The organism is Tautonia sp. JC769 (assembly GCF_040717455.1).
GTDB lineage: Bacteria > Planctomycetota > Planctomycetia > Isosphaerales > Isosphaeraceae > Tautonia.
The window spans coordinates 12,195-35,748 of sequence record NZ_JBFEFH010000031.1 but is presented as its reverse complement, the minus strand read 5'-3'; the positions used below and the strand labels follow the sequence as shown (position 1 = coordinate 35,748).

17 protein-coding genes are annotated in these 23,554 nt (G+C 68.5%); 4 read left to right on the top strand and 13 right to left on the bottom strand.

What is annotated here, in order from left to right; genetic code table 11:
• Positions 1–155: 155 nt before the first annotated feature.
• From rph to argB, 5 genes are all read right to left on the bottom strand, one after another.
• A complete protein-coding gene (gene rph / locus AB1L88_RS23070) occupies positions 156–872 on the bottom strand; it encodes a ribonuclease PH (RefSeq protein ID WP_367099051.1) in 717 nt (238 codons plus the stop codon).
• A gap of 61 nt (positions 873–933) precedes the next feature.
• Entirely contained in the window at positions 934–2,574 is a 1,641-nt protein-coding gene (locus AB1L88_RS23065; RefSeq protein WP_367099050.1) for a hypothetical protein, read from the bottom strand.
• 109 nt (positions 2,575–2,683) lie between these two features.
• Entirely contained in the window at positions 2,684–3,628 is a 945-nt protein-coding gene (gene argF / locus AB1L88_RS23060; RefSeq protein ID WP_367099049.1) for an ornithine carbamoyltransferase, read from the bottom strand.
• An 88-nt stretch (positions 3,629–3,716) separates the two neighbouring features.
• Positions 3,717–4,925: an aspartate aminotransferase family protein gene (locus AB1L88_RS23055; protein WP_367099048.1), complete on the bottom strand. Its 1,209-nt coding sequence runs from the start codon at positions 4,923–4,925 to the stop codon at positions 3,717–3,719.
• Positions 4,926–5,127: 202 nt separating this feature from the next.
• Positions 5,128–6,054, bottom strand: a complete 927-nt coding sequence (gene argB / locus AB1L88_RS23050) for an acetylglutamate kinase (RefSeq protein ID WP_367099047.1) — start codon at positions 6,052–6,054, stop codon at positions 5,128–5,130.
• Positions 6,055–6,234: 180 nt separating this feature from the next.
• Between argB and AB1L88_RS23045 the strand changes: the two genes are divergently transcribed.
• From AB1L88_RS23045 to AB1L88_RS23035, 3 genes are all read left to right on the top strand, one after another.
• Positions 6,235–6,696: a hypothetical protein gene (locus AB1L88_RS23045; protein ID WP_367099046.1), complete on the top strand. Its 462-nt coding sequence runs from the start codon at positions 6,235–6,237 to the stop codon at positions 6,694–6,696.
• Between the two features lie 232 nt (positions 6,697–6,928).
• Positions 6,929–10,633, top strand: a complete 3,705-nt coding sequence (gene metH / locus AB1L88_RS23040) for a methionine synthase (protein ID WP_367099045.1) — start codon at positions 6,929–6,931, stop codon at positions 10,631–10,633.
• A gap of 28 nt (positions 10,634–10,661) precedes the next feature.
• A complete protein-coding gene (locus tag AB1L88_RS23035) occupies positions 10,662–11,243 on the top strand; it encodes a hypothetical protein (protein WP_367099044.1) in 582 nt (193 codons plus the stop codon).
• A 95-nt stretch (positions 11,244–11,338) separates the two neighbouring features.
• Here AB1L88_RS23035 and fusA read toward each other — a convergent pair whose 3' ends face one another.
• The 7 genes from fusA to AB1L88_RS23000 all read right to left on the bottom strand — a co-directional run bounded on the left by fusA (position 11,339) and on the right by AB1L88_RS23000 (position 18,321).
• Entirely contained in the window at positions 11,339–13,456 is a 2,118-nt protein-coding gene (fusA, locus tag AB1L88_RS23030) for an elongation factor G (RefSeq protein ID WP_367099043.1), read from the bottom strand.
• A 137-nt stretch (positions 13,457–13,593) separates the two neighbouring features.
• The gene (gene hisA / locus AB1L88_RS23025; protein WP_367099042.1) at positions 13,594–14,316 is read right to left on the bottom strand and encodes a 1-(5-phosphoribosyl)-5-[(5-phosphoribosylamino)methylideneamino]imidazole-4-carboxamide isomerase; all 723 of its coding nucleotides are present in this window, start codon (positions 14,314–14,316) and stop codon (positions 13,594–13,596) included.
• A gap of 279 nt (positions 14,317–14,595) precedes the next feature.
• A complete protein-coding gene (gene hisH / locus AB1L88_RS23020; RefSeq protein WP_367099041.1) occupies positions 14,596–15,201 on the bottom strand; it encodes an imidazole glycerol phosphate synthase subunit HisH in 606 nt (201 codons plus the stop codon).
• A 199-nt stretch (positions 15,202–15,400) separates the two neighbouring features.
• Complete coding sequence (locus AB1L88_RS23015) at positions 15,401–16,147, bottom strand: hypothetical protein (RefSeq protein ID WP_367099040.1); 747 nt, start codon at positions 16,145–16,147, stop codon at positions 15,401–15,403.
• Between the two features lie 124 nt (positions 16,148–16,271).
• A complete protein-coding gene (locus AB1L88_RS23010; protein ID WP_367099039.1) occupies positions 16,272–16,658 on the bottom strand; it encodes a DUF1049 domain-containing protein in 387 nt (128 codons plus the stop codon).
• Positions 16,659–16,792: 134 nt separating this feature from the next.
• A complete protein-coding gene (locus tag AB1L88_RS23005; RefSeq protein WP_367099083.1) occupies positions 16,793–17,728 on the bottom strand; it encodes a prepilin peptidase in 936 nt (311 codons plus the stop codon).
• Between the two features lie 5 nt (positions 17,729–17,733).
• Entirely contained in the window at positions 17,734–18,321 is a 588-nt protein-coding gene (locus tag AB1L88_RS23000; RefSeq protein ID WP_367099038.1) for a shikimate kinase, read from the bottom strand.
• Between the two features lie 424 nt (positions 18,322–18,745).
• Here AB1L88_RS23000 and AB1L88_RS22995 point away from each other — a divergent pair, with 424 nt between their 5' ends.
• The gene (locus AB1L88_RS22995) at positions 18,746–21,331 is read left to right on the top strand and encodes an EAL domain-containing protein (protein ID WP_367099037.1); all 2,586 of its coding nucleotides are present in this window, start codon (positions 18,746–18,748) and stop codon (positions 21,329–21,331) included.
• Between the two features lie 58 nt (positions 21,332–21,389).
• Here AB1L88_RS22995 and AB1L88_RS22990 read toward each other — a convergent pair whose 3' ends face one another.
• Positions 21,390–23,300, bottom strand: coding sequence for an ABC transporter ATP-binding protein (locus AB1L88_RS22990; protein ID WP_367099036.1), 1,911 nt, complete (start codon positions 23,298–23,300; stop codon positions 21,390–21,392).
• Positions 23,301–23,554: the final 254 nt, after the last annotated feature.

The following is a 23,554-nucleotide window of genomic DNA, read 5'->3' as shown; positions in this document are numbered from 1 at the left end:
TTGAAGCGTCAAGAGGAGTGGTCCAGGACGGCCGACGCGCAGACGGGCGAGCCGTGTCTTAACAGATCCCCCCCGGCCTGCCCAGAGCAATTCGAAGGCCGGGCCGGAGGACGGATCGAGGCGACCGCTCGGAGTCCGGGGGAGCCCGCTCGGGATCAGAAGGGCCAGTCCGCGCCGAGGGCCTCGCGCTGCGCGGTCGTGAGCAGATCAAGCCCGAGTTCGGCCAGGTCGAGCAGCTCGGTCAACTGCTTGCGGCTGAAGGTGCCCCCTTCGCCGGTCCCCTGGACCTCGACCAGCCCGCCCGTCCCTAGGCGGACGACGTTCAGATCCACCTCGGCGCCGACGTCCTCGACGTAATCGAGATCGAGCAAGGCTTGCCCCTTGACGATGCCCACACTGACGGCCGAGACGCTGTCTTTCAGGACCGATCGGGCCGCCTCGGGGCCGATCGTCGCCAGCAAGGCATCGACGACGGCGACGAACGCCCCGGTGATCGCGGCGGTCCGGGTGCCGCCGTCGGCGTCGATCACCTCGGCGTCGATGTGCAGGGTCCGGGGGCCGAGGGCCCGGGTGTCGACGGCGGCGCGGAGGCTCCGGCCGATCAGGCGCTGGATCTCGGTCGATCGGGAGTCGGACCGACGCTCCTTGCGGGGCGAGGTGCTGCCCGGCAGCATCATATATTCGGCGGTCAGCCAGCCGACCCCCTTGCCTTCGAGCCATCCGGGCACCGCCTCGGTGAGATTGGCCGTGACCAGCAGCGTCGTCCCGCCGCAGCGGTACAGGGCGCTCCCGTTGCTCCGGCGGGCGAAGCCGCGATCGATCGTCACGGCGCGGGGCGTGGAGGGCGATCGGCCGTCGTGTCGGTTGCTCATTGGTGTCCGTCGAGGAGGGGAAGGGGCGGGGCCATGGTCGTCGCGGGCAGGGCGAGGCGGGTCAGCGGACCCGCGTCTCCGCATCGAGCCCCGGCGGTCGGATGACGACGATCGGCTGGGGCTCGGGCGCTTCATTCTGCCGTTTCAGCCGATAGATCGCCAGGCAATCGTGCGGGGGGACCTGGACGTGCCAGTGCGTCAGGGCTTCGGGGGGGAACAGCCCCTCGACCCGCAGGATCACGTCTTTCCCCGGCGTGCCGACCACATAACCGCCCCCGGCCAGATGCTCCCGGATCAGGCGATCGCGCCCCGGCCCGTCGAACGATTCGAGGGAGCCCGGCTCGATCTCCGGCCTCGTGCTCAGGAAGAACTGGAGCGGCCGATAGGTCCACCAGTCCTCCCCCAGCACCACGGTCCGATCCGGCACCGCGAGCCCGGCGGCTTTGGCGGCGTCGAGGTCGCGCCTGACGATCTTCGCCGCCCAGGCTTTCGGGTCGACCGCCTCGGTGCGGAGGGTCCAGAGCGATTCCTGCCCCTCGTGGACCCGGAGCAGGTGATCAAGATAATGGACCTTGAACCCGAGCAAGAGGACCCAGGCGAGGCCGATCATCCCGGCCGTCTGGGCCCGGTGCGCGACCGTCGCCCAGCCTCCTTCGGGCATCACGAGCATCGCCCGCAGGCAGCAGGCCACCGCCAGGACCGACGGCGCGACCAGGTACAGGCCGTACCTCACGAAGTACGGGCGGAGGATGTCCGGCCCGGTGACCAGATGCATCCCGCAGAGCGACAGGGCCAGGCCGCCGATGAGCGCCAGGCGATCCCATCGCCGCTGCCGCAAGAGGCACCACGAACCGAACGCGAGGATCGAGCCGAAGCCGAACCAGAAGGTGCGGTCGAAACCGATCGAGGTCTCCGTCGGGCCGACCTCGCAGAAGCCCATCAATAACCGTTCATAGCGGAGGAAGTAGAGGGGCCAGTCGCCCGGGCCGAAGCCGTAGGTCTGGTACGTCCACTGGATCGTCGATCGGCCCCGGGTCAGCAGGACCAACGGGCCGATCACCGCCATCGCCCCCCAGGTGGTGACGGCCAGCGAGCGCCAGCGGGCGGTCGGATCGCCTGCGGTCCGTTCCAGCAGCTTCGCCAGCAGCACCAGGCCGACGGCCGGGAGCAGGAACAGGTAGGTCGGGTGGACGTAATAACAGAGCAGGAACGCGAGGGCGAGTCCGAGCCGATGGCCCCGGAAGGCCGCCGCGAGCAGGATGACCCCCACCAGGGGGTTCCAGGCCGGTTCGGCCCCGATCCGGCACTCGGCGATCGCCACCGGCAAGACCGCCATCAGGGTCGCGCCGATGATCGCCGTCGGACGGTCGAGCGCCCGTTTCCAGAGCAGATAGGCCGCGATGACCGCGAGGATCCCCGCCATCGCCCCCGGGATCTTGATCACATAGCTCGACGGCCCCAGCAGCAGGTACAGCGGCACCTCGCTGCCCAGGACCAGGAAGTTGATCATGTTTCCCGAGGCGGTCTTCGAGGCGATCGCCTCGCCCGCCAGCAGCCTGGCGGCCTGGACGCCGTAGAAGGCCTCGTCGCCGTTCGGGGCCGGCATGGTCAGGCTCGAGACCCGGAACCAGAGCGCCAGCGCGAACAGGGGGACCAGGGCGGCGACGGCCAGCAGCGCCGGGAGCTTCGACCGGGCCGGCATGGGCGGAATCCTCCGTGACGAGCCTTCCCGGCGCGGGCTCCGCCGCTCGGGGCCGTTGCGAATGCAAAGGGCGATCGGATTCTCGCCCGATCGGGACCGGTCGTCAACGTCAACCCCGATCGCCGGCGGCGGGCGAAGCCCCCTCGATCAGGTGCAGCAGCAATGCCTTCTGGAAGTGCAGGCGGTTGGCCGCCTGGGGGACGATGAGGCTCTGCGGGCCGTCGATCACCTCGGGCGTCACCTCCTCCCCCCGGTGCGCGGGCAGGCAGTGCAGGAAGATCGCCTCCGGCCGGGCCCGGGCCATCAATCGGGCATCGACCCGATACGGCTCGAAGGTCTTGCGGCGGATCTCCGCCTCCTCCTCCTGCCCCATGCTGGTCCAGACGTCGGTGTAAACCACGTCGGCCTCGGCGACGGCCTCGGCCGGATCGTGCGTCTCGGTGAGCGGGACGCCGGGGAACTGGGCGGCGAAGCGGCGGCAGAAGTCGTCGGGGAAGGAATACCCCTCCGGGCAGGCCAGCAGGAATCGCATGCCGCTGAGCGCGGCGGCGACCGCGAGCGACCGGGCGACGTTATTCCCGTCCCCCACGAAGGCCAGCGTCACCCCGTCGAGGCCGCCCATCGCCTCTCGGATCGTCAAGAGGTCGCTCATGGCCTGGCACGGGTGATCCGAGTCGGTCAGGGCGTTGATGATCGGGACTTCGGCGTGACGGGCGAGGTCTTCGATCAGGTCTTGCGAGAAGGTCCGCACGGCCAGGGCGTCGACGTACTGGCTGATGACCCGGGCGAAGTCGGTCAACGGTTCGCGGACCCCGATCCCCACGTCCTTGCCGGTCATGTAGATGGACGAGCCGCCCAGGTGGGTCATGGCCGTCTCGAACGAGATCCGGGTCCGCATCGACGGCTTGTCGAAGACGAGGCCGAGCATGTGCCCGGCGAGCCGAGGGGCCCGTAGCCCGCGGTTGCCCTGGCGCTTCAGGTCGATCGCCTGGTCGAGCAGGAGCCGGACCTCGTCGGCCTCGAGGTCGAATAATTCGATGAAATGGCGGGGCATGGACGGGAAACTCCGGTCGGCCGCCCGGGGGAGCGGGCGGCTTCGGCTTCGGCTCTGACTTCTGACTCCGGCCTGCGGTCGGGCGCGGTTACGATCGCAACTCGCGGACGACCTCGGCGATGACCTCGAAACCCTCGTCCAGGTGTTCGTCGCTGAGCGTCAGCGACGGCAGCAGGCGAATGACCGTCCCCTGAGTCGCGTTGATCAGGACCCTGCGTTCCAGGCATCCCGCCACGACGGGGGAGGCGTCGACCGACAGCTCGACGCCGATCATCACGCCCCGGGTCCGGATCTCCCGGATCAGCTCCGGCCGCTCGGCCCGCAGGCGATCGAAGTGGGTTCGGAATCGTTCGCCGATCTGGGGGCCGCGCTGCAGCAGGCCCTCGGCCTCGATCGTCTCGATCGTCGCCAGGCCGGCCCGGCAGGCGATCGGGTTGCCGCCGAAGGTGCTGGCGTGCATCCCGGGGCGGAGCGAGGGGGCCACCGCCGTCGAGGCGATCATCACCCCGCAGGCCACGCCGCCGGCCAGCGCCTTGGCGCAGGTCAACACGTCGGGGGTGATGCTCGAATGCTGGTAGGCGAACCAGGACCCGGTGCGGCCGAGGCCCGTCTGCACCTCGTCGAGCATCAGCAAGGCGCCCCGGTCGTCGCAGAGCTTGCGGAGGCCGGCCAGGTAGTCGGGGGCCGGGATGTTGATCCCCCCTTCCCCCTGGATCGGCTCGACCAGCACGGCCGCCGTCTGGTCGTCGATGGCGTCGCTCGCGGCGGAGAGGTCGTTGTACGGGACGTACTTGAAGCCGGGGAGCATCGGCCCGCAGCCTTGGTGGTACTTCGGCTGGGCCGTGGCCGACAGCGCGGCGTAGGTCCGGCCGTGGAAGCCGTGGGTCATCGTCACGATCGTCGACCGGTTCGACTTCGACCCGTGCAGTCGGGCGAGCTTGATGGCCGCCTCGTTCGCCTCGGCCCCGCTGTTGCAGAAGAAGCACTGGCCGCCGAACGACCGCTCCGAAAGCGCCTGCGCGAAGGCCCCCTGGGCCTCCATGTACCAGGTGTTCGGCACGTGGATCAGGGTGCCGACCTGATCGCGGACCGCCTCCACCACCCTCGGCGGGCAGTGGCCGAGCACGTTGCAGCCCCAGCCGGGGAAGAGGTCGAGGTAGCGGTTCCCCTCGGCGTCCCAGATGTGCGACCCCTCCCCGCGCACCAGGCTGACCGGGAAGCGGCGGTAATTGCCGATCACGTACCGTTCGAACTGCTCGATCGTCTCGGCCGAACTGGGATGGGAAACGTGGGCCACAGCTCCAGCTCCAATGATCCGGACCGGCGGCGGCGGGGCGCCGGTCCGGCTCGCGAAGGGAAAAAGGAAGGTCGATTGTGAGGATCAAACCAATCGCAAACGGACTCGCACCAACGAGCGGACGAACGATCAGGCGATGAGGTTCGCCCCGGAGCTACCGGAGGGAGAGGGCCGCTGGGCCGGGCCAATCCGATCGGATGGATTAACGGACGGAGGCCGGTTCCAGCACGGCCCGGCGACTGGCGCCGGCCGGGGCGATCTCGGTCCCGATCCCCCGGTCGGTGAAGATTTCCAGCAAGAGGGCGTGCGGCAGGCGGCCGTCGATGATGTGGACCTTGCGGACCCCTGATTCGAGGCTCTCCAGGCAGGCGTCGACCTTCGGGATCATGCCGCGGTCGATGATCCCCTGCTCGATCAGGGCCCGGCAGCCGTCGGGGGTGAGTCCTTCGATCAGGCTGCCCGGGTCGTTCCGATCGCGCAGGATGCCGGGCATGTCGGTCAGGAAGACCAGCTTCTCGGCCTTCAGGTGCCGGGCGACAGCGGCCGCGGCGGTGTCGGCATTGACGTTTAAAAGCCCCTCGTCCTCCTGGCAGATGGCCAACGAGGGCAAAACCGGGACGATCCCGGCCAGGCAGAGGTTCTCGATCGTCAGGGTGTCGACGTCCACCACCTCGCCGACCCGCCCCAGGTCGATCGGGGCCTGATCGTCCCCGCTCAAGCGCATCCGGGCGCCGAACAGGCAGCAGGTGGTCCGGGGGTGCAGGGCCGCGGCCCGGCCGCCGTACTTGTTGATGTGGCGCACGGTGTCGGCGTTGACGCCGTCGATCAGCACGTCGGCGACGATGTCCAGCGTGGCCTCGTCGGTGTAGCGGCGCCCCTGGACGAACTTCGGCTCCAGCCCTGCCCGCTGCATGGCCGCCGAGATCGCCTTGCCGCCCCCATGCACCACCACCGGCCGCAGGCCGACGGTCTGCATGAACACCACGTCGACCAGCAAGGCCCGCAACGTCTCCGGGTCCTCCATCACCGACCCGCCCAGCTTGATGACGGTGAACCGGTTGTGGAACTTGCGGATGTAGCCCAACGCTTCAATCAGGACGTCGGCCTTGCGGATCGCTTCCTCATGCACCACTCTGAACCCTCGACGGATGTACCCTTCCAGCCCCTCGAATCGAGAAGCCCCGATTGTCCGTCACGACACCCGGATTGTAAAGTGGTTCGATGGAGGAAGCCGTCCCCTCCCTCCGCCCGAGCACACAACGGGTGCCGGACGATCAAGGGCCCGAGCACGCGACGGGGAGCCGACTTCGTGGAGCCTTCCGCACTCCCACCGCCGACCCTCGATCCCGAATTCCGCCCGCAACTGACCGATCGATCCTTGCCGGTCGTGGTGCATCCCGGCTCCTACCGCCGCATCCTGGCCAATCCGTTTCTCGGCTTCCTCGGGATCGGCCTCTGGGTGGCCGCCTTGCGGCAGGCCGTCGTGAACCGGATCGATCGCCTCGGCCTGGTGCTCGCCTTCGGGGGGCTTGCCCTGCTGGCCGTCGTGGTACTCCCCAGGCTCTTCCGCTATCACTGCCTCGATTGCGGGAGGTCTGGCCGGCTCACCCGTTGGAAGCGGCATGTTTGCCCTGCCGTCGCGAGACGCATTGTCGAGGGGCGCCCCCGGCGGTTCCGGGGCCCGCGTCCCCTGGCCCAGACGTTCTTCTGGGCGGTCGTGCTCGCGGTGGTCCTCTCCCTCGTCAATCTCGCGGACCTGAGCTTGCGTTGACAGCCCGGCGGCCTGGGTCCAATACTAAGAAAATTCCCAAGGACGGACCGCTCCCCAGAATTCCGGGCTCATCGCGGCTTCGATTGCTCACGAGCGTTTCGCTTCCTGCGGAAGGCCGATCGTCAATGCGCTCGATTGCCCGCAACCTTCGCGGCGTCCGAGCGCCGATCCCGACGCCCCCGGCGTTCCGCACCAGGCCCGCGTCTCCAATGCCCCGAGGATGGACCACACGATGTCCCACGCCGAGCGCATCGACACCAAAGCCCTCCTGGAAGAACTGCTCGCCCAGCGTGTCCTGGTGCTCGACGGCGCCATGGGGACCATGATCCAGACCTACTCGCTGACCGAGGAGGACTTCCGGGGCGACCGCTTCCGCGACCATCCGAAGGACCTGAAGGGCTGCAACGACCTGCTCTCGATCACCCGGCCCGACGTCATCGCCGCGATCCACCGCGCCTATCTCGACGCCGGGGCCGACATCATCGAGACGAACACGTTCGTCGCCAACCGCCTGACGATGGAGAACTACGGGCTCCAGGACCATTGTTTCGAGATCAACCGGGCCGCCGCCGAGCTGGCCCGCCGGGGCGCCGACGAGGTCACGGCGCTCAACCCCGACAGGCCCCGCTTCGTCGCCGGCTCGATCGGCCCGACCGACAAGACCGCCTCCATCTCGCCGAAGGTCGAGGACCCCGGCTACCGCGGCGTGACCTTCGACCAGCTCGTCGACGCCTACACCGAGGCCATCGACGGCCTGGTCGCCGGCGGGGTCGATATCCTCTTCCCCGAGACGAGCTTCGACACGCTGAACATGAAGGCGTGCCTCTTCGCCATCGACCAGTACTTCGAACGCCACGGCATCCGGCTGCCGGTGATGGTCTCGGGCACGATCACCGACAAGAGCGGCCGGACCCTCTCGGGCCAGACGATCGAGGCCTTCTGGCACTCCGTCTCGCACCTGGACCTGCTCTCGGTCGGCATCAACTGCGCCCTGGGGGCCGACGAGCTGCGCCCGCACCTCGAGGCCCTGACCAACGTGGCCACCTGCTACGTCAGCTCGCACCCGAACGCCGGCATGCCCGACGGCTTCGGCAACTTCGACGACCCGCCCGAGCGCATGGCCGAGGTCATCGGCGAGTTCGCCCGCAACGGCTGGCTGAACATCATCGGCGGCTGCTGCGGCACGACCCCGGAATACATCCGGCAGATCGCCCTGGCCGTCGAGGGGGTCAAGCCCCGCGTCCGCCCGAAGTCGAAGCACTGGACGAGCCTCTCCGGCCAGGAACCGCTCACGATCCGCCCCGACAGCGGCTTCATCATGATCGGCGAGCGGACGAACATCACCGGCTCGCGCAAGTTCGCCCGATTGATCCGCGAGGAGAACTACGACGAGGCCCTCGCCGTTGCCCGCGAGCAGGTCGAGGGGGGCGCGAACGTCCTCGACGTGAACATGGACGAAGGGCTCATCGACGGCCCGAAGGCCATGACCCGGTTCCTCAACCTGCTGGCCGCAGAGCCCGACATCGCCCGCATCCCGGTGATGATCGACAGCTCCGACTTCAAGGTGATCGAGGCTGGGCTCCGCTGCTGCCAGGGCAAGGCGATCGTCAACTCGATCAGCCTGAAGGAAGGGGAGGAGAAGTTCCTCGAACAGGCCCGGACCGTCCGACGCTTCGGCGCGGCCGTCGTCGTCATGGCCTTCGACGAGACCGGCCAGGCCGTCGACAAGGACAATAAGGTCGCCATCTGCGAACGGGCCTACAAGATCCTCACCGAGCAGGTCGGCTTCCCCCCCGAAGACATCATCTTCGACACCAATATCCTGACCGTCGGCACCGGGATCGAAGAGCACAACAACTACGCCGTCGAGTTCATCGAGGCCGTCCGCGAGCTGAAGCAGCGCCTGCCCCTGGCCAAGACCTCCGGCGGCGTCTCCAACGTCTCCTTCTCCTACCGCGGCAACAACACCGTCCGCGAGGCGATGAACGCCGCCTTCCTCTACCACGCCATCAGGGCCGGCCTGGACATGGGGATCGTCAACCCCAGCCAGCTCGAAGTGTATGAGGAGATCGCCCCAGAGCTGCGGGAGAAGGTCGAGGACGTCCTCCTCAACCGCCACCCCGACGCCGCCGACCGCCTCACCGAGTTCGCCGAGTCGGTCAAGGACGCCGGCAAGAAGACGGCCGCCCAGGACCTCTCGTGGCGCGATGCCCCCGTGTCCAAGCGCATCGAACACGCGCTCATCAAGGGGATCGTCGATTTCGTCGAGGACGACGCGGAGGAGGCCCGCCAGCACCTCGGCTCCCCCTTGAAGGTCATCGAAGGCCCTTTGATGGACGGCATGAACGTCGTCGGCGACCTGTTCGGGGCCGGCAAGATGTTCCTGCCCCAGGTCGTCAAGTCGGCCCGCGTGATGAAGAAGGCGGTTGCCTACCTCACCCCCTTCATGGAGGAGGAAAAACGCCTGGCCGGCGGCGTGCAGGTCCGCGGCAAGGTCCTCATGGCGACGGTCAAGGGGGATGTCCACGACATCGGCAAGAACATCGTCGGCGTCGTCCTCGGCTGCAACGATTACGAGGTGATCGACCTCGGCGTCATGTGCCCGAGCGAGAAGATCCTGGCCGAGGCCAAGAAGCACGGCGTCGACGTGATCGGCCTCTCCGGCCTGATCACCCCCTCGCTCGACGAGATGGTCCACGTCGCCAAGGAGATGCAGCGTGAGGGGTTCACGATCCCCTTGCTCATCGGCGGCGCGACGACCAGCCCGAAGCACACGGCCGTGAAGATCGCCCCGGCGTACACCAACCCGGTCGTGCACGTGAAGGACGCCTCCCGGTCCGTCGGCGTCGTCGAGCGTCTCAGCCGCAAGGACGAGACCCGGAAGGAATATGTCGATCAGATCCGGGCGGCCCAGGAGCAGGAGCGGCAGGCGTTCGGCAAACGACGGGAGCGCAACCTCGTCCCCTACGCCGAGGCCCTCCGCCGCCGATTCCCGACCGACTGGGCCGCCGTCGACCTCCCCCGCCCCGAATTCTTCGGCGCCCGCGTGATCGAGGAGATGCCGCTCGCCGACCTCGCCCCGTACATCGACTGGTCCCCCTTCTTCTCCACCTGGGAGCTGAAGGGGAAATACCCGAAGATCTTCGACGATCCCCACGTCGGCGCCGAGGCCCGCGACCTGTTCGAGAAGGCCCAGGCCATGCTCGCCGAGCTGATCAAGAACCGCGAGCTGAAGGCCCGGGCCGTCTACGGCTTCTTCCCGGCCAACTCCGAAGGGGACGACATCATCGTCTACTCGGATGAGCAACGGTCGGCCGAGCGCTTCCGGTTCCACTGCCTCCGCCAGCAATGGCAGCGACAGGGGCAGGACCACTTCCGATCGCTGGCCGACTACGTCGCCCCGGCCGAGTCGGGCCGGCTGGACTCGATCGGCGCCTTCGCCGTCACCGCCGGTCTGGGGATCGACCCGATCGTCTCCCGCTTCGAGGCCGACCACGACGACTACAACGCCATCATGGTCAAGGCCCTGGCCGATCGCTTCGCCGAGGCCTTCGCCGAGAAGCTCCACGCCCAGGCCCGGATCGACTGGGGCTTCGGCCGCGCCGAGCACCTCTCGAACGACGAGCTGATCGACGAGAAGTACCGCGGCATCCGCCCCGCCCCCGGCTACCCCGCCTGCCCCGACCACACCGAGAAGCGCACCCTCTGGCGACTGCTCGACGCCGAGGCCGCCACCGGAATCCGGCTGACCGAGAGCTGCGCCATGTGGCCCGCCGCCTCGGTGTCCGGCCTCTACTTCGCCCACCCCGAGGCCCGCTACTTCGCCGTCGACATGATCACCCGCGACCAGGTCCAGGACTACGCCCGCCGCAAGGGGATGACCCTCGCCGAGGCCGAACGCTGGCTCTCCCCGAACCTCTCCTACGACCCGGATTGACCGACGCTCCCCTGGAGGTTTCCTCCTCATGACCCTCCCCCCCGTTTCCTGGGACCGGATGATCCGAGCCGTGGAAAAGGTCCGCGAGCGACTCCACCGCGCAGCGTCTGCCCTGGATCGAGCGGGGATTCCCTACGCCGTCGTCGGCGGCAACGCCGTGGCGGCCTGGGTGTCTCGGGTCGACGAGGCCGCCGTCCGCAACACGCAGGATGTCGACCTCCTGCTCGTCCGATCCGACCTCGACGCTGCCAAGGCGGCACTTGCCGAGGTCGGTTTCGTCTACCGGCACAGCTCCGGCATCGACATGTTCCTCGACGGCCCCGGGGCCAAGGCCCGAGACGCCCTCCACATCGTCTTCTCAGGCGAAAAGGTCCGAGCCGATTACGCCCTGCCCGCCCCCGACGTGGCCGATTCCGAGGCCGCCCCCGGCTTCCGGGTGCTTCAGCTCGAAGCGTTGGTTCGAATGAAGCTGACATCCTTTCGACGCAAGGATCAGGTGCATCTCCTCGACCTGATCGACGTCGGCCTCGTCGATGCAAACTGGCTCGCTCGGCTCCCCGAACCGTTGGCCGATCGGCTCGCGGGACTGCTGGCCGATCCCGACGGCTGAGCCGCTGCCTCCGCTCGCCGCGAAGAACGGCCGGACGAGTCGTCGCTCGCCCGGCCTCTGTTGCGTGCCTCGTGCCCGGAACACTCCGAGCGGGATCACTCCTCCTCGACTCCCGTCCGGCTCTTCTGGTACTTGTCCACGATTTGCTGCTGGACGTGCGCCGGCACGGGCTGATAGGAGTGGAACTCCAGGACGTACGACCCCTGCCCGCCCGTCATGCTCTTGAGCGTGGACGAGTACGAGAGCACCTCGGCCAGCGGCACGGTCGCCTTGATGATCTGGAGTCCGCCGGGCAGGGCGTCCATGCCGGTGATGTGCCCGCGACGGGTCGAGAGGTCGGCCGACACGTCGCCGAACTTCTCGCCGGGGACCGTGACCTCCATCGACACGACCGGCTCCAGCAAGGCGGGCCTGGCCTGGTCGAACGCCTTGCGGAAGGCGGCGGCCGAGGCGATCTTGAAGGCGGCTTCCGAGCTGTCCACGTCGTGATACTTGCCGAAGTGGACCTCCACCTCGACGTCCACCACCCGGTTGCCGGTCATCACCCCCTTGGCCATCTGCTCCCGGCAACCCTTCTCGACCGCCGGGATGTAATTGTGCGGGATCACGCCCCCCTTGACCGCATCGACGAACTTGAAGCCCTCGCCGCGTTCGAGCGGGCGGACACGCAGGTGGACCTCGGCGAACTGCCCTCGCCCGCCGGTCTGCTTCTTGTGCCGATAATCGGCCTCGGCCGGGGCGGTGATCGACTCCAGATAAGGCACGTGCGGGATGTGCGTCTCGACGTCGAGCTTGTAGCGGTTCTTCAGCCGCTGCAGGATCACGTCGAGGTGCAGGTCGCTCATGCCGTTGATGACGAGTTCATGCGTCTGCTCGTCGCGGCGATAGGTGAAGGTCGGGTCCTCCTCGGCCATCTTCGCCAGGCTGGCGGCGATCTTCGCCTCGTCCTCGCGGGCCTTCGGCTCGACGGCCCGGGGGACCATCGGCGTCGGGAAGTTGATCGGCTTCAAGACGACGTGGGGCGCGCTGTGTTGGCCGCCGTTGGTCACGGTGTCCGAGATGTGCAGGTCTTCGAACTTCGCCACCGCGACGATGTCGCCGGCGATCGCCTCCCCCACCTCCTCATGCTGCTTGCCCTGCAGCACGTACAGGTGGCCCGGCTTGTTGGCCTTCCCGGTCCGCAGGTTCACCAGCGGGGTGTCCGGGGTCAGCTTGCCGGAGATGATCCGCATGAAGCTGAGCTTGCCCATGAACGGGTCGATCGCCGTCTTGAAGACCTGGGCGACCAGGTCGCCGTCTTCCTTCGGGTCGATCTCCACTTCCTCCTCGTCCTCGCCGTCGTGCGGGGTCGCGGCATCGGCCTCGACCGACCCCGGCTGCGCGGGGAAGCCGAAGCGGTGGATGTCGGCCGGGCTCAGGCCGCAGGTGGCCAGCAGGTCGAGCAGCTCCTTGATCCCGATGTCGTTCTTGCTGCAAAGGCAGACGATCGGCACGATGTGCCCGCGGAGGATGCCGTCGTGGGCCGCCTTGCGCAGCTCGTCGATCGCGATCGACTCCCCTTCGAGGTACCGGTTCGTCAGCTCCTCGTCCTCGTCGACGATCTGCTCGATGACGATCCGGGCGGCCTCGTCCGGCGACATCGGGCACCCGTCCGGCACCTCGGCCGGCGGGTTGAGCACGTCCACCACCCCCTTGAAGTCGGCCCCGACGCCGATCGGCACGTTGAACGGCACGCACTCGGGCCCGAACGTCTCGCGGATCGACTCCAGGTCTCGGATGTAATCGACGTTGTCGGCGTCCATCTTCGTCAGGGCGATGAACCGACCGCGGCCGAGCCGGCCCGACTCCAAAAACAACCGCCGCGTGTTGACCTCGATCCCCACCGGGGCCGACACCGTAATCAACACATTTTCGACCGCCGAGATCGCCCCCAGGGCGCTGCCGATGAAGTCGGGATAGCCGGGGGAGTCGATCAGGTGGATCTGCTTGCCGTCCCACTCCAGGTGGATCAGGTGGCTATCGATCGAGAAGTGTCGGCGCTTTTCTTCATCGTCGACGTCGAGCAGGCTTGTCCCCTCGTCGACCGACCCGCGCCGGGGGGCCAGTCCAGCCGCGAAAAGCAGGGCGTCGGCGAGGCTGGTCTTGGCCGACGCCCCGTGTCCCGCCAGGGCGATATTGCGGATGTCTTCGATGTGATACGAGCCCGATGCCATGGCTGTCCCCCCCTTCTGGGGTGGGTCGCGTTCGAGAATACGACCCGCCGGATAGGAAAAGCAGAATTCCCGGCGAACGCCTTCGGCCCGAATCGCGGGAGATCCCCGAGCAACCCGAGGTCCCCGCTACCAGGGTGTTACGTGCGGTCGCCGGCCCGTTCCCGGGCTTCGGAAAGCCGGAAACGACCGTCGTACAGGGCCCGCCCGACGATCACGCCCGCCACGGGCAGGGTCGCCAGGCGTCCCAGGTCGTCCAGGGTGCTCACGCCCCCGGAGGCAATCACCGGCGTCTCCAGGCGATCGGCCAACGCCCCGGTGGCCTCGATGTTCGGCCCTTCGAGCATGCCGTCGCGGGCGATGTCGGTGTAGATGATCGCGGCCAGGGGGAGCGCGTCGAAGCCTTCGGCCAGGCCCGTCGCCTCCACCGAGGAGACGTCGAGCCAGCCGGCGGTCGCCACCCGGCCGTCCTTGGCGTCGAGGCCGAGGATCAGGCGGCCGGGATACCGTTCGGCCATCGTCGCGAACCAGGCCGGGTCCTTCAGGGCCTGCGTGCCGACGATCACCCGCTCCAACCCGGCGTCGAGCCAGGCCGCCAGGGTCGCCTCGTCCCGGACGCCGCCGCCCAACTGACACGGGACGTCGACGCGATCGAGGATCGCCCGGACGCTCTCCACGTTCGCCGGCCGGCCCAGCTTCGCGCCGTCGAGGTCGACCAGGTGCAGCCGGGTGGCCCCCTCGGCGACCCAGTGCTCGGCCATCGCCGCCGGATCTTCCCCGAAGACCGTCTCGCGGTCGTAATCTCCTTGCACGAGGCGGACGCAGCGGCCCCCTCTCAGGTCAATCGCGGGGATGACTTGCATCGGCGTTCCCGTTCCTTCGTCCGGCCTTCGGTCCGACCGGACCAGGCCTCTCGCTTCTATATCCCGCCCCGGACCTCTCCGCAAGGACCAAGGGCCTGCCCGGGATGTTTGCCTCGTTTCGATCGGCGCGGCGTGCCTTGCCCCGCGGGTGCGTCGCGGCTCCATCGCCGGACCCGCTCCGGGACGCTCCGTCGGAGGGGGTGGGCCCCGTCCGCCGATCGGGACGACCTCAACCCCTGGCGATCGCCTCCCGTCGACGGCCGTCGACGGCCGCCGGGCTCACAGCTCGGCGAAGTTCCTGTACATCGCCAGCCCGAGGGCCTGGCTCTTCTCCGGGTGGAACTGACAGGCCATCAGGTTGTCCTGCCAGATCATCGCCGTGAAGGGATCCGGATAATCGGCCTCGGCCGCCACGACCCCCGGGTCGTCGGGCACGACGTAGTACGAATGCACGAAGTAGACCGAGGGCTCCGCCGGCAATCCCTCCAGCAAGGGCGACGGCCGACGCACCCGCAAGGTGTTCCAGCCCATGTGCGGCACCTTCAGGCCCGGCCTCGGCTCGAACCGCACGACCTTGCCCGCCACCAGGCCCAGCCCGCGGTGGTGCCCGTCCTCGAAGCTCTCGTCGAGGAGCAGTTGCAAGCCGAGGCAGACGCCCAGGGCCGGCGCACCGGCCACGACCCGATCGCAAAAGGCGGCCCCCAGGCCGGTCCGGTTCAGCTCGGCCATGGCATCCTCGAAGGCGCCGACGCCCGGCAGGATCACCTTGTCGGCCTTGCCCACGAACTCCGGGTCGCTCGACACGACGGCCTCGTGCCCGACGGCCTCGATCGCCTTCTGAACGCTCCGCAGGTTGCCCATCCCGTAGTCGATAATCGCGATCATCCGCCGACGGTCCCGTCTTTCGTCTCGTCTCGTCTCGTCTCGTCTCAACCTCGTCCCGGCGTCCGCCACGGCCTCCACTCTACCAGCAGGGGCCCCTCGCTGTCTCGATCCGACCGGCGCCCGGGCCGGGCCGTCGGCGAATCACACCGCGAGTCACGATCACCGCGCCGGCCGGGCGATGCCAGGGGAGATCTCCGCCTCAGTACCGCCGGACGCGGGACGAACCCCCCACCGAGATCGGCGACCAGTTCGAGGGATTGTCCCGGGATCGGACGTCGAGGTTCGTCCGGCCGACCGAGACCGAGGGGCTCAGGTCGAAATACTGGACCGGCGGCGGCTCGATCTGCGGGCGGGTCTGCTGGTCGTAGGACGGCGAACGGCGGATGCCGTAGAACTCCTCGGCCGAGGGGCCCGGGGGGGGCGAGACGTCGATCGCCGCCGGGTTCGGGATCCGGGTGAACGGCGCCCGGGTCGGCGGCTGGGCGGCGGGTCGGGTCGTCCCCGAATCGGCTCGATTGTCGTCCGGGAAGGGACGAGCCACGTCGATCGACTCGTCCGACGACCCCCGCAGGCCCAGCTGGGTCCGGAAGCTGTCGAGCCGGCGTTCGAGGTCGCGGTTGTCGATCTCGGCCAGTTGCAGGTCGTTGTTCAGGCGCTTCGATTCCTGCTGGGCGACCTTCAATTCGTCTTTCAATTGCTGGTTCTGGAATTCGAGCCGGCTGAGCTGTTCCCGGATCGCCACCCGCCTCGGGTTCAAGGCGAACTTCGAGCCGCTGCCCCCCGAGCAGCCCAGCGCGGGGAGCGCGATCAAGGCGGCCAGCAGCCAGGCGACATTCAACCGTCGGTTTCGGATCGAGACGGTCATGAGTCCGGCGCCCTGGGGTCGGTGGTGGTCCGAGGCGGTCGTCCAGGAGGGACGGGCTTCGAGGCGGGCTCCCCCGACCATCCGACCCGATCCCGGCCAATCGCAATCCCGATCGATGATCGCGTCCTCGCGCGGGCTTTCGTCCCGGGCCTCAGCCGGGGAGGGCTGACCCTCCCCGCCGGCCGAATCCGCCCCGCTCGTCGCGTCAGCTCCGATCCGACCAGGACGACTGGTCGAACCCCTCGGGGGCCTTCGAGGCATAGTCCGAAGGGGGGAGCTCGTCATCGAACGTCACGCTGTCCTTCTCAAATTCGGCCGACTCCACCCCCGCCTTGAGCCGTCGGAGGGCATAGAGCACTCCCATCGCCAGCATCGTCAGCAGAGACCCTGCGACCGCGCTGAGCAGGATAACGATCCCCGTCGAACTGCTCAGCGAGCCCATCCCGAACGGGAACGAGACCTCGACCGGGGCGTTGTTGCTGACCACGAACCAGAGCAGGACGCCCAGCACGAAGGCAATGGCGATCACATGGCGATACAGCCAGAAATTGCGGATCAACGACGGCTTGCGACGCTTGTACGGCGAGGTCATGGCCGAGGGCTCCCCTGTTGAACGTCGTCCTCTGCGGAGACTGATCGGTCGTCCCCGTCCCGGATCTTCGCCGCAGATCCGGTTCCCTTGCCCGGATTCCCCCGGATCGAAGGCCGGCGAGACCGCCCGATCCGTCACCCCCCGACGATCCGGCCGAGCAACGCCCCGAGCAGGAACCGCGCCACCTCGCCATAGACCTCGAACAGCTCGGCCAGCCAGTTCGGCCAGAGCCACCGCCAGCCGAGCATCAGGATCAAGGCCGCCAGGCTCAGATAGGGGCCGAATGGGATGGCCGAGGACCGCGGCGACCGGCCCGCCAGCCGATCCCCCAGGATCGTCACGAGCCGGATCACCCCGTGGACCAGGCCGAGGATCGCCCCCAGGAACAGGACCAAGGGCGTGACGTGCCAGCCGAGGAAGCTGCCGATCATCGCCACCAGCGTCACGTCCCCCAGCCCCATCGCCTCCTTCCGGAAGAGGACCCAGCCCAGCACCCGGACGGCGTAGATCACCCCCGCCCCGACCACCAGGCCGAGCACCCCGACCCCCAGCCCTCCCCACGCGGTTTCGGCCGCGGCCGGTTCCGGGCGGATGTTCGGGAGCATTGTTCCGAAGGCCAGGCCGATGACCATGCCGGTCATCGTGACCGAGTCGGGGATGATCTCGTAGTCGTAGTCGATGAACGTCGCCACCACCAGCAACGTGGCCAGCGTGGCGTGGTACCCGACGCGGGCCAGGCGCTCCATCAATTCCGAGTCGCGCATGAACTCCGTGTCGACCATCAGCTCGAGCGCATAGATCCCGGCGAACAGGACCGCCACCAGCAGCTCGATGCCCAGGTAACGCCCGGAATAGGAAATCCCGCACGACCGGCACGTCCGTTTCAACCACAGGGCGCTGAGGATCGGCACGTTGTCCGTCGCCCGAATCCAGCCCAGGCAGGCCGGGCAGCACGACGGGGGCCAGATGACGCTCTTCTCCCAGGGCAATCGGTAAATGCAGACATTCGCGAAGCTGCCGACCAGCGCCCCGACGACGAACGTCAAGGGGAGCATGATCGCGTGGAACATCCAGATCACGGTGTGGGGTCCTGCGAGTCGTTCGGGGTGGAATGGTTCGAGATTTGCCGCGACCACAATGCCAGGACCGCCTCGGCCACCTGCTCGGCCGATCGCCCGTCCACCTCGATCCTCGCGTCGGCGACCGAGCGGTAATAATCCTCGCGTTGTCGGAGCAGCGTGGCCACCTCGTCCAGCAGCCCTGCCGTCGTCAATGCCGGGCGATCGGCCGGGTCGCTCCTCAGGCGATCGACCAGGGTTTCCGGCCTCGCCGACAGCCAGACGACGAACCCGAAGCGGCGCAGGGCGTCGCGGTTAGCCTCCCGCAAGACCGCCCCGCCCCCCGAGGCCAGCACCAGGCCCGACCTCGCGGTCAGGTCGGCCAGGGTGGCCTGCTCCAGGTCGCGGAAGGCGGCCTCCCCCTCCTCGGCGAAGACTCGGGCGATGGACCGGCCGATCCGGCGTTCCAGCGCCTCGTCGGCGTCCTCGAACGCCCAGCCGAGCCGAGCCGCGACCAACCGCCCGACGGTCGATTTCCCGGTCGCCCGGTAGCCGACCAGGGCGATTCCCGTCGGCCCGATCCGCACATCCGCCTCTCCAGCCATCCCCATTGCCTCGACCTGACGCGATCTCGCGACGCAGCGACCGAGATGAGTCTACACCGAAGCCCCGCCCGTTGCGATCCGATCAACCCCGATCCCCGGACAGGTTCCCACGCCCCCCCCCGCCGATTCCGGCCCGCACGCGCGCCAGGCCCCTGGATGTGACCTATGAAACGTTATGGGACCTCCGGATTCGACACCCCTCCTCGATGGGGAGGGTCGTCGCTGCCGAGCGTCGTCATCCGGCAACGATCCCCCCGGGAGCGGATCGGGATGCCCCGCGCCTCGGGCGGCTCGACGCACAGCGACCGGGGCCAGGGGTGGGTTCCTTCGACGATCGCCCACGACGCTCGATCGAGACGCCTCGCCGTCCCCGAGTCCCCCAGGGAAAAAACGCCGGCGGTTCCCCAGCCGCGAGGAATCTTGCGTGAGCGGAACGCATCTCCCCGAGAACCCCCCAGGACCCGAGCCGACGACCCCCGGGGGCAGGCCCTCCCGCCGAGGTCGCTGGGTCGATCGCTTCCAGGCCCCCCGCGATGCCGGCCTGGCCTGCCGGTCGGCCCTCTTCCTCTCCGGCCTCTCGCCGATCGGGCAAGGGCTCGTCGCGGGGCTCTGCTTCCTGGTGATCTCCATCGCCTGCGCCTGGACCTGCTACGCCACGGCTCGCGACGCGTTCCAGCTCGCGATCGACGCGAATCTGATGTCGGTCGCCCGGGTCGCGACCCTGCACGTCGACCCCCGGCGTCACGCCCGCCTGGTCGATCCCGAGCAGCACAACAGCCCCGAGTATCTCGCCCTGGTCGAGCCGCTCCGGGCGATCGTCGCCGAGGCCCGGGACATCCGCTACATCTACACCATGCGCCCCTCCCCCGAGGGATTCCGCTTCGTGCTCGACACGGGCGACCCCCTGCTGCTCGACGACAACGGCCTCCCGGATCAGGCCACCCTGGGCACGCTCTACCCCGAGGCCCCGCCCGACCTGCTCCAGCACATCCAGGCGTACGACTCCTATCTCAGTCCCGTGCCGACGACCGACCCCTGGGGCACCTTCATCACCGTCTGGGTCCCGATCCGGGACCGAGGGCGCCTCGAATCGGTCCTCGGCGTGGACATGGACATCCGGGAATATCGCGCCCAGTCGGCCGCCATCTGGAGGGCCCAGTTGATCGCCTGCGTGATGGCCGCCCTGGCCAGCGTCCTGATCGGCATATGGGTGTCCCTCTACGTGAAGACAAAGCGGGCCTACGTCGACCAGCTGGCCCAGAGCGAGAATCGCTACGCCCTTGCCGTCGACGGCTCGAACGAGGGGATCTGGGACTGGGACCTCCGCACCGACACGATCTACATCTCGGAACAACTCCTCTGGATGATCGGCGAGGAACGGGATCAGTCCGTCTGGAACTCGGTCCGCGACCGATTCCGCCAGGGGATCCATCCAGACGACCTCGACCGCGTCCTGAAGGCGACCGACGACCACCTCAACCGCCAGGTCCCCTACGACGTCGAGTTCCGCCTCCGGACCGCCTCCGGCGCCTACCGATGGTTCCGATCGCGCGGCCAGGCCGTCTGGGACGAACACGGCGCCCCCATCCGCTTCGCCGGGTCGATCGGAGATGTTCATGATCGGGTCCGATTGCAACGCCAGCTCCGACGGGCCGCCCGGCGCGACCGGCTCACCGGGCTCCCGAATCGCGCCGCCCTGCTCGCCCTGGTGAGCAAGGTCATTCAGGCCCACCGCGACCGGCCCGACCTCCACTACGCCCTGCTCTTCCTCGACTTCGACCGCTTCAAGGTCGTCAACGACAGCCTCGGGCACGAGGCCGGCGATGCCCTGCTCCGGGCCATCGCCGCCCGGCTCCGAGAGAACCTCCGAGAGACCGACGGCGTGCTCCGGGCCTCCTGCTCCTCCGGAACCGCGGCCCGGATCGGGGGGGATGAGTTCGTGGTCCTGCTCGAAGGGCTCCAGCACCCCGACGACGCGACGCTCGTGGCCCGTCGGCTGCTCAAGGCGCTGGCCAAGCCGTACACGATCAAGTCGTACCGCGTCGTCTCGACCGCCAGCATCGGGATCGTGCTGGGCGACGAGCAATACCGGGCGGCCGAGGACCTGCTCCGGGACGCCGACACCGCCATGTACGAGGCCAAGACCTCCTGCCGGGGCAGCCTCGCCATCTTCGACGAGACCATGCGCCGCCGCGTCCGGCGCCGGATGCAACTGGAGCAGGGGCTCCGCGAGGCGATCCCCGCCGACCAGCTCGACCTGGTCTACCAGCCGATCGTCTGCCTGCAGACCGGCCGCATCCTCAGCTTCGAGGTCCTCTCCCGCTGGGAGCACCCCGAGCTCGGCACGATCTCGCCCGGGGAATTCATCCCCATGGCCGAGGAATGCGGCCTGATCATCGCCCTGGGCGAGCGCGTGATCGAGCGATCCTTCCGGCAGGTCGCCCGCTGGCGGCTCGAGAATCCCGACCTGTCCATCCCCGGCCTCAGCGTGAACCTGGCCCGCCAGCACCTGCTCGTGCCCGACCTCGTCTGCCGTCTGCTGAGCACGACCAAGGCCGCCGGGCTCGTCCCCTCCGACATCCACATCGAGATCACCGAAGGGGCCGTCATGCACGACCTGGTGTCCGCCCGAGCCACCCTGAACGAACTGCGGGCCGCCGGCTTCTCCCTGGCCATCGACGACTTCGGCACCGGCTATTCCTCGCTCGCCTGCCTCCACGAATTCCCGTTCGACCTGCTCAAGATCGACCAGTCGTTCATCCGGGGTCTCGGCATCTCGGCCCGGCAGACCGCCATCGTCCGCACCATCACCTCCATGGCCGACATCCTCGGCATCCGGGTCGTCGCCGAGGGGATCGAGACGGCCGACCAGCTCGCCATGCTCCGGCGGTTCGGCTGCGACTGCGGCCAGGGCTACTACTTCGCCCGGCCCGTCCCCGCCGACACCCTCACCCTGCGCGACTGGCTCTCGATCGACCTGACCGAGCCCTCGCAGACCATCCCTTGCTGACGAAAGGTCGAAATCCCTTCGGGTCGATTCGGGTTACGCCCGCCCACCCCCTGACCGCTCAGAACCCCTCCTCCATCCGCTGCAGCTCGACCATGTCGCGGTACAGGCCGCTCGACTCCATCAGCTCGGCGTGACTGCCCGACTCGACCACCTCCCCGCCGTCGAGCACCAGGATCCGGTCCGCGTCCCGGATCGTGCTCAGGCGGTGCGCGATCACGAACGAGGTCCGGTCGCGCATCAGGTCGGCCAGCGCCCCCTGGATCAGGCGCTCGCTCTCCGAGTCGAGATTGCTCGTCGCCTCATCCAGGATGAAGATCACCGGGTCGGCCAGGATCGCCCGGGCGATCGCCAGCCGCTGCCGCTGCCCCCCGCTGAGCCGCACCCCCCGCTCGCCGATCAAGGTGTCGTAGCCGTCCGGCAATGCCTCGATGAACGCCGCCGCGTTGGCCGCCTCGGCCGCCTCCTCGATGGCCCGCCGCGAGGCGCGGCGGTCGGCATAGGCGATGTTCTCCCCCACCGTGCCGTCGAACAGGAAGACGTCCTGCTCCACGATCCCGAGCAGCCGCCGGTAGCGTTGCAGGTCGATGTCGCGCAGGTCGATCCCGTCGAGCCGGACCGCGCCGCCGGTCGGGTCGTAGAACCGCGCGACCAGGTTGCAGAGCGTCGTCTTGCCCGCCCCGCTCCGGCCGACCAGCGCGATCGTCTCGCCCGGCTCGACCTCCAGGTCGATCCCCCGGATCACCTCCTCCTCGTGCCCCGGATAGCGGAACCGGAGCCGATCGAGCGTGATCCGACCGCCCACCTCCCCCTTCCGCACGGCGATCGCGCCGGGACGGCTCTGCAACTCGGCCGGCTCGGCCAGCAGGTCGAGCACCCGGTCGAAGCCCGAGAGGTTGTTCTGCAACGACGTCATGTTCGACGCCAGGACCGCAATCGGCTCCAGCAACATGGCCAGGTACACCAGGAACATCATCAGATCCCCCGGCGACAGCTCCCCCTGCAACACCTGCCAACCGCCGTAAAGCAGCAAGACCCCCGAGGCCGTCGGCATCAACAGGTCCCAGAACAGGTCGAACGCCCTCGCCCGGTACCAGCCGAGCATCTCCAGCCGCGTCAGGAAGTGACTCTCGCGGACGAACCGCGTGGCCTCGGTCTTCTGCCTGCCGAACGCCCGGACGACGCGAATCCCGCCGAACGTCTCGGCGCTCTTGGCGTCGATCTCCTGCCGCTGCCGCCGCGATCGCCGATGGATCGGCCGCAAGACCCGGTTCCAGAGCCGGTCGGCCCAGTACGCCACCGGGATCAGGAACGCCGCCCCCAGCAGGAACCGCCAGTCGATCCAGGCCAGGATCACCAGCCCCCCGATGAGCTGCGTCACCGCCCGCCAGGGGTTGTACACCATGTTGAAGACCATCTCGCCCGGCGCCCCGGCGTCCTCGCGCAAGAGGCTCGACAATCCTCCCGACTTGAGCTGATAGATCCGGTGCAAAGGGAGCTTCGACGCATGCTCGAACACCCGGCGGCGCACCTTCACCTGGATCTGCTTGGTCAACACCGTCGCCCGCCACCGCCCCCAGAGCCCCAGCAATGCCCCGACGATCGACACCGCGAACACGACGACCACCACCGCCGTCAGCATCCCGAGGCTGCTCGACGGCAACGGCAGCCAGCCCGGCACCCGATCCGGCAACGGCCGATCGAGCAGGACGTAGTCGATCACCACCTTCGTCGCCGCCGGCGGGATCAGCCTCAGGCTCGTGCTGATCGTCAACGTCGCCAGCGTCAGGGCCAGCATCGCCCGATGCCCCCTCATCAGGGCATACAGGGCCCGATACAGCTCGAAGATCGACCGATTCCGCGTCTTCGGCAACTCCGGCCCCGGCGCCGCCGAGTTCGACCCCGCCGCCCCCGGCTTCGCCGCGACCTCCTCCAGCCTCGACCGACTTGAAACCCGATACCCCTCGCTCAAGATGCTGCTCCTTGTTCGGTCCCGGCCCCCGCACTCGTCGTTCGCAGTGTGTCTGCCGTTCATCATAGGCAAAACCGATCCACCACGACCAAAAACGGCACGCCCATCAGACGGTTCCCGGCCCGCGTTCCCAGGGCGATTCTCCCGGTCCCGGCCATTTTCGACCAACTGCCATTGCTCTCGGACACCGCCTCGCGTAAACTCTCTCACTTCGTAGCGTAAAGATTTCGAGTTACGGCCTCTCACATTATTCG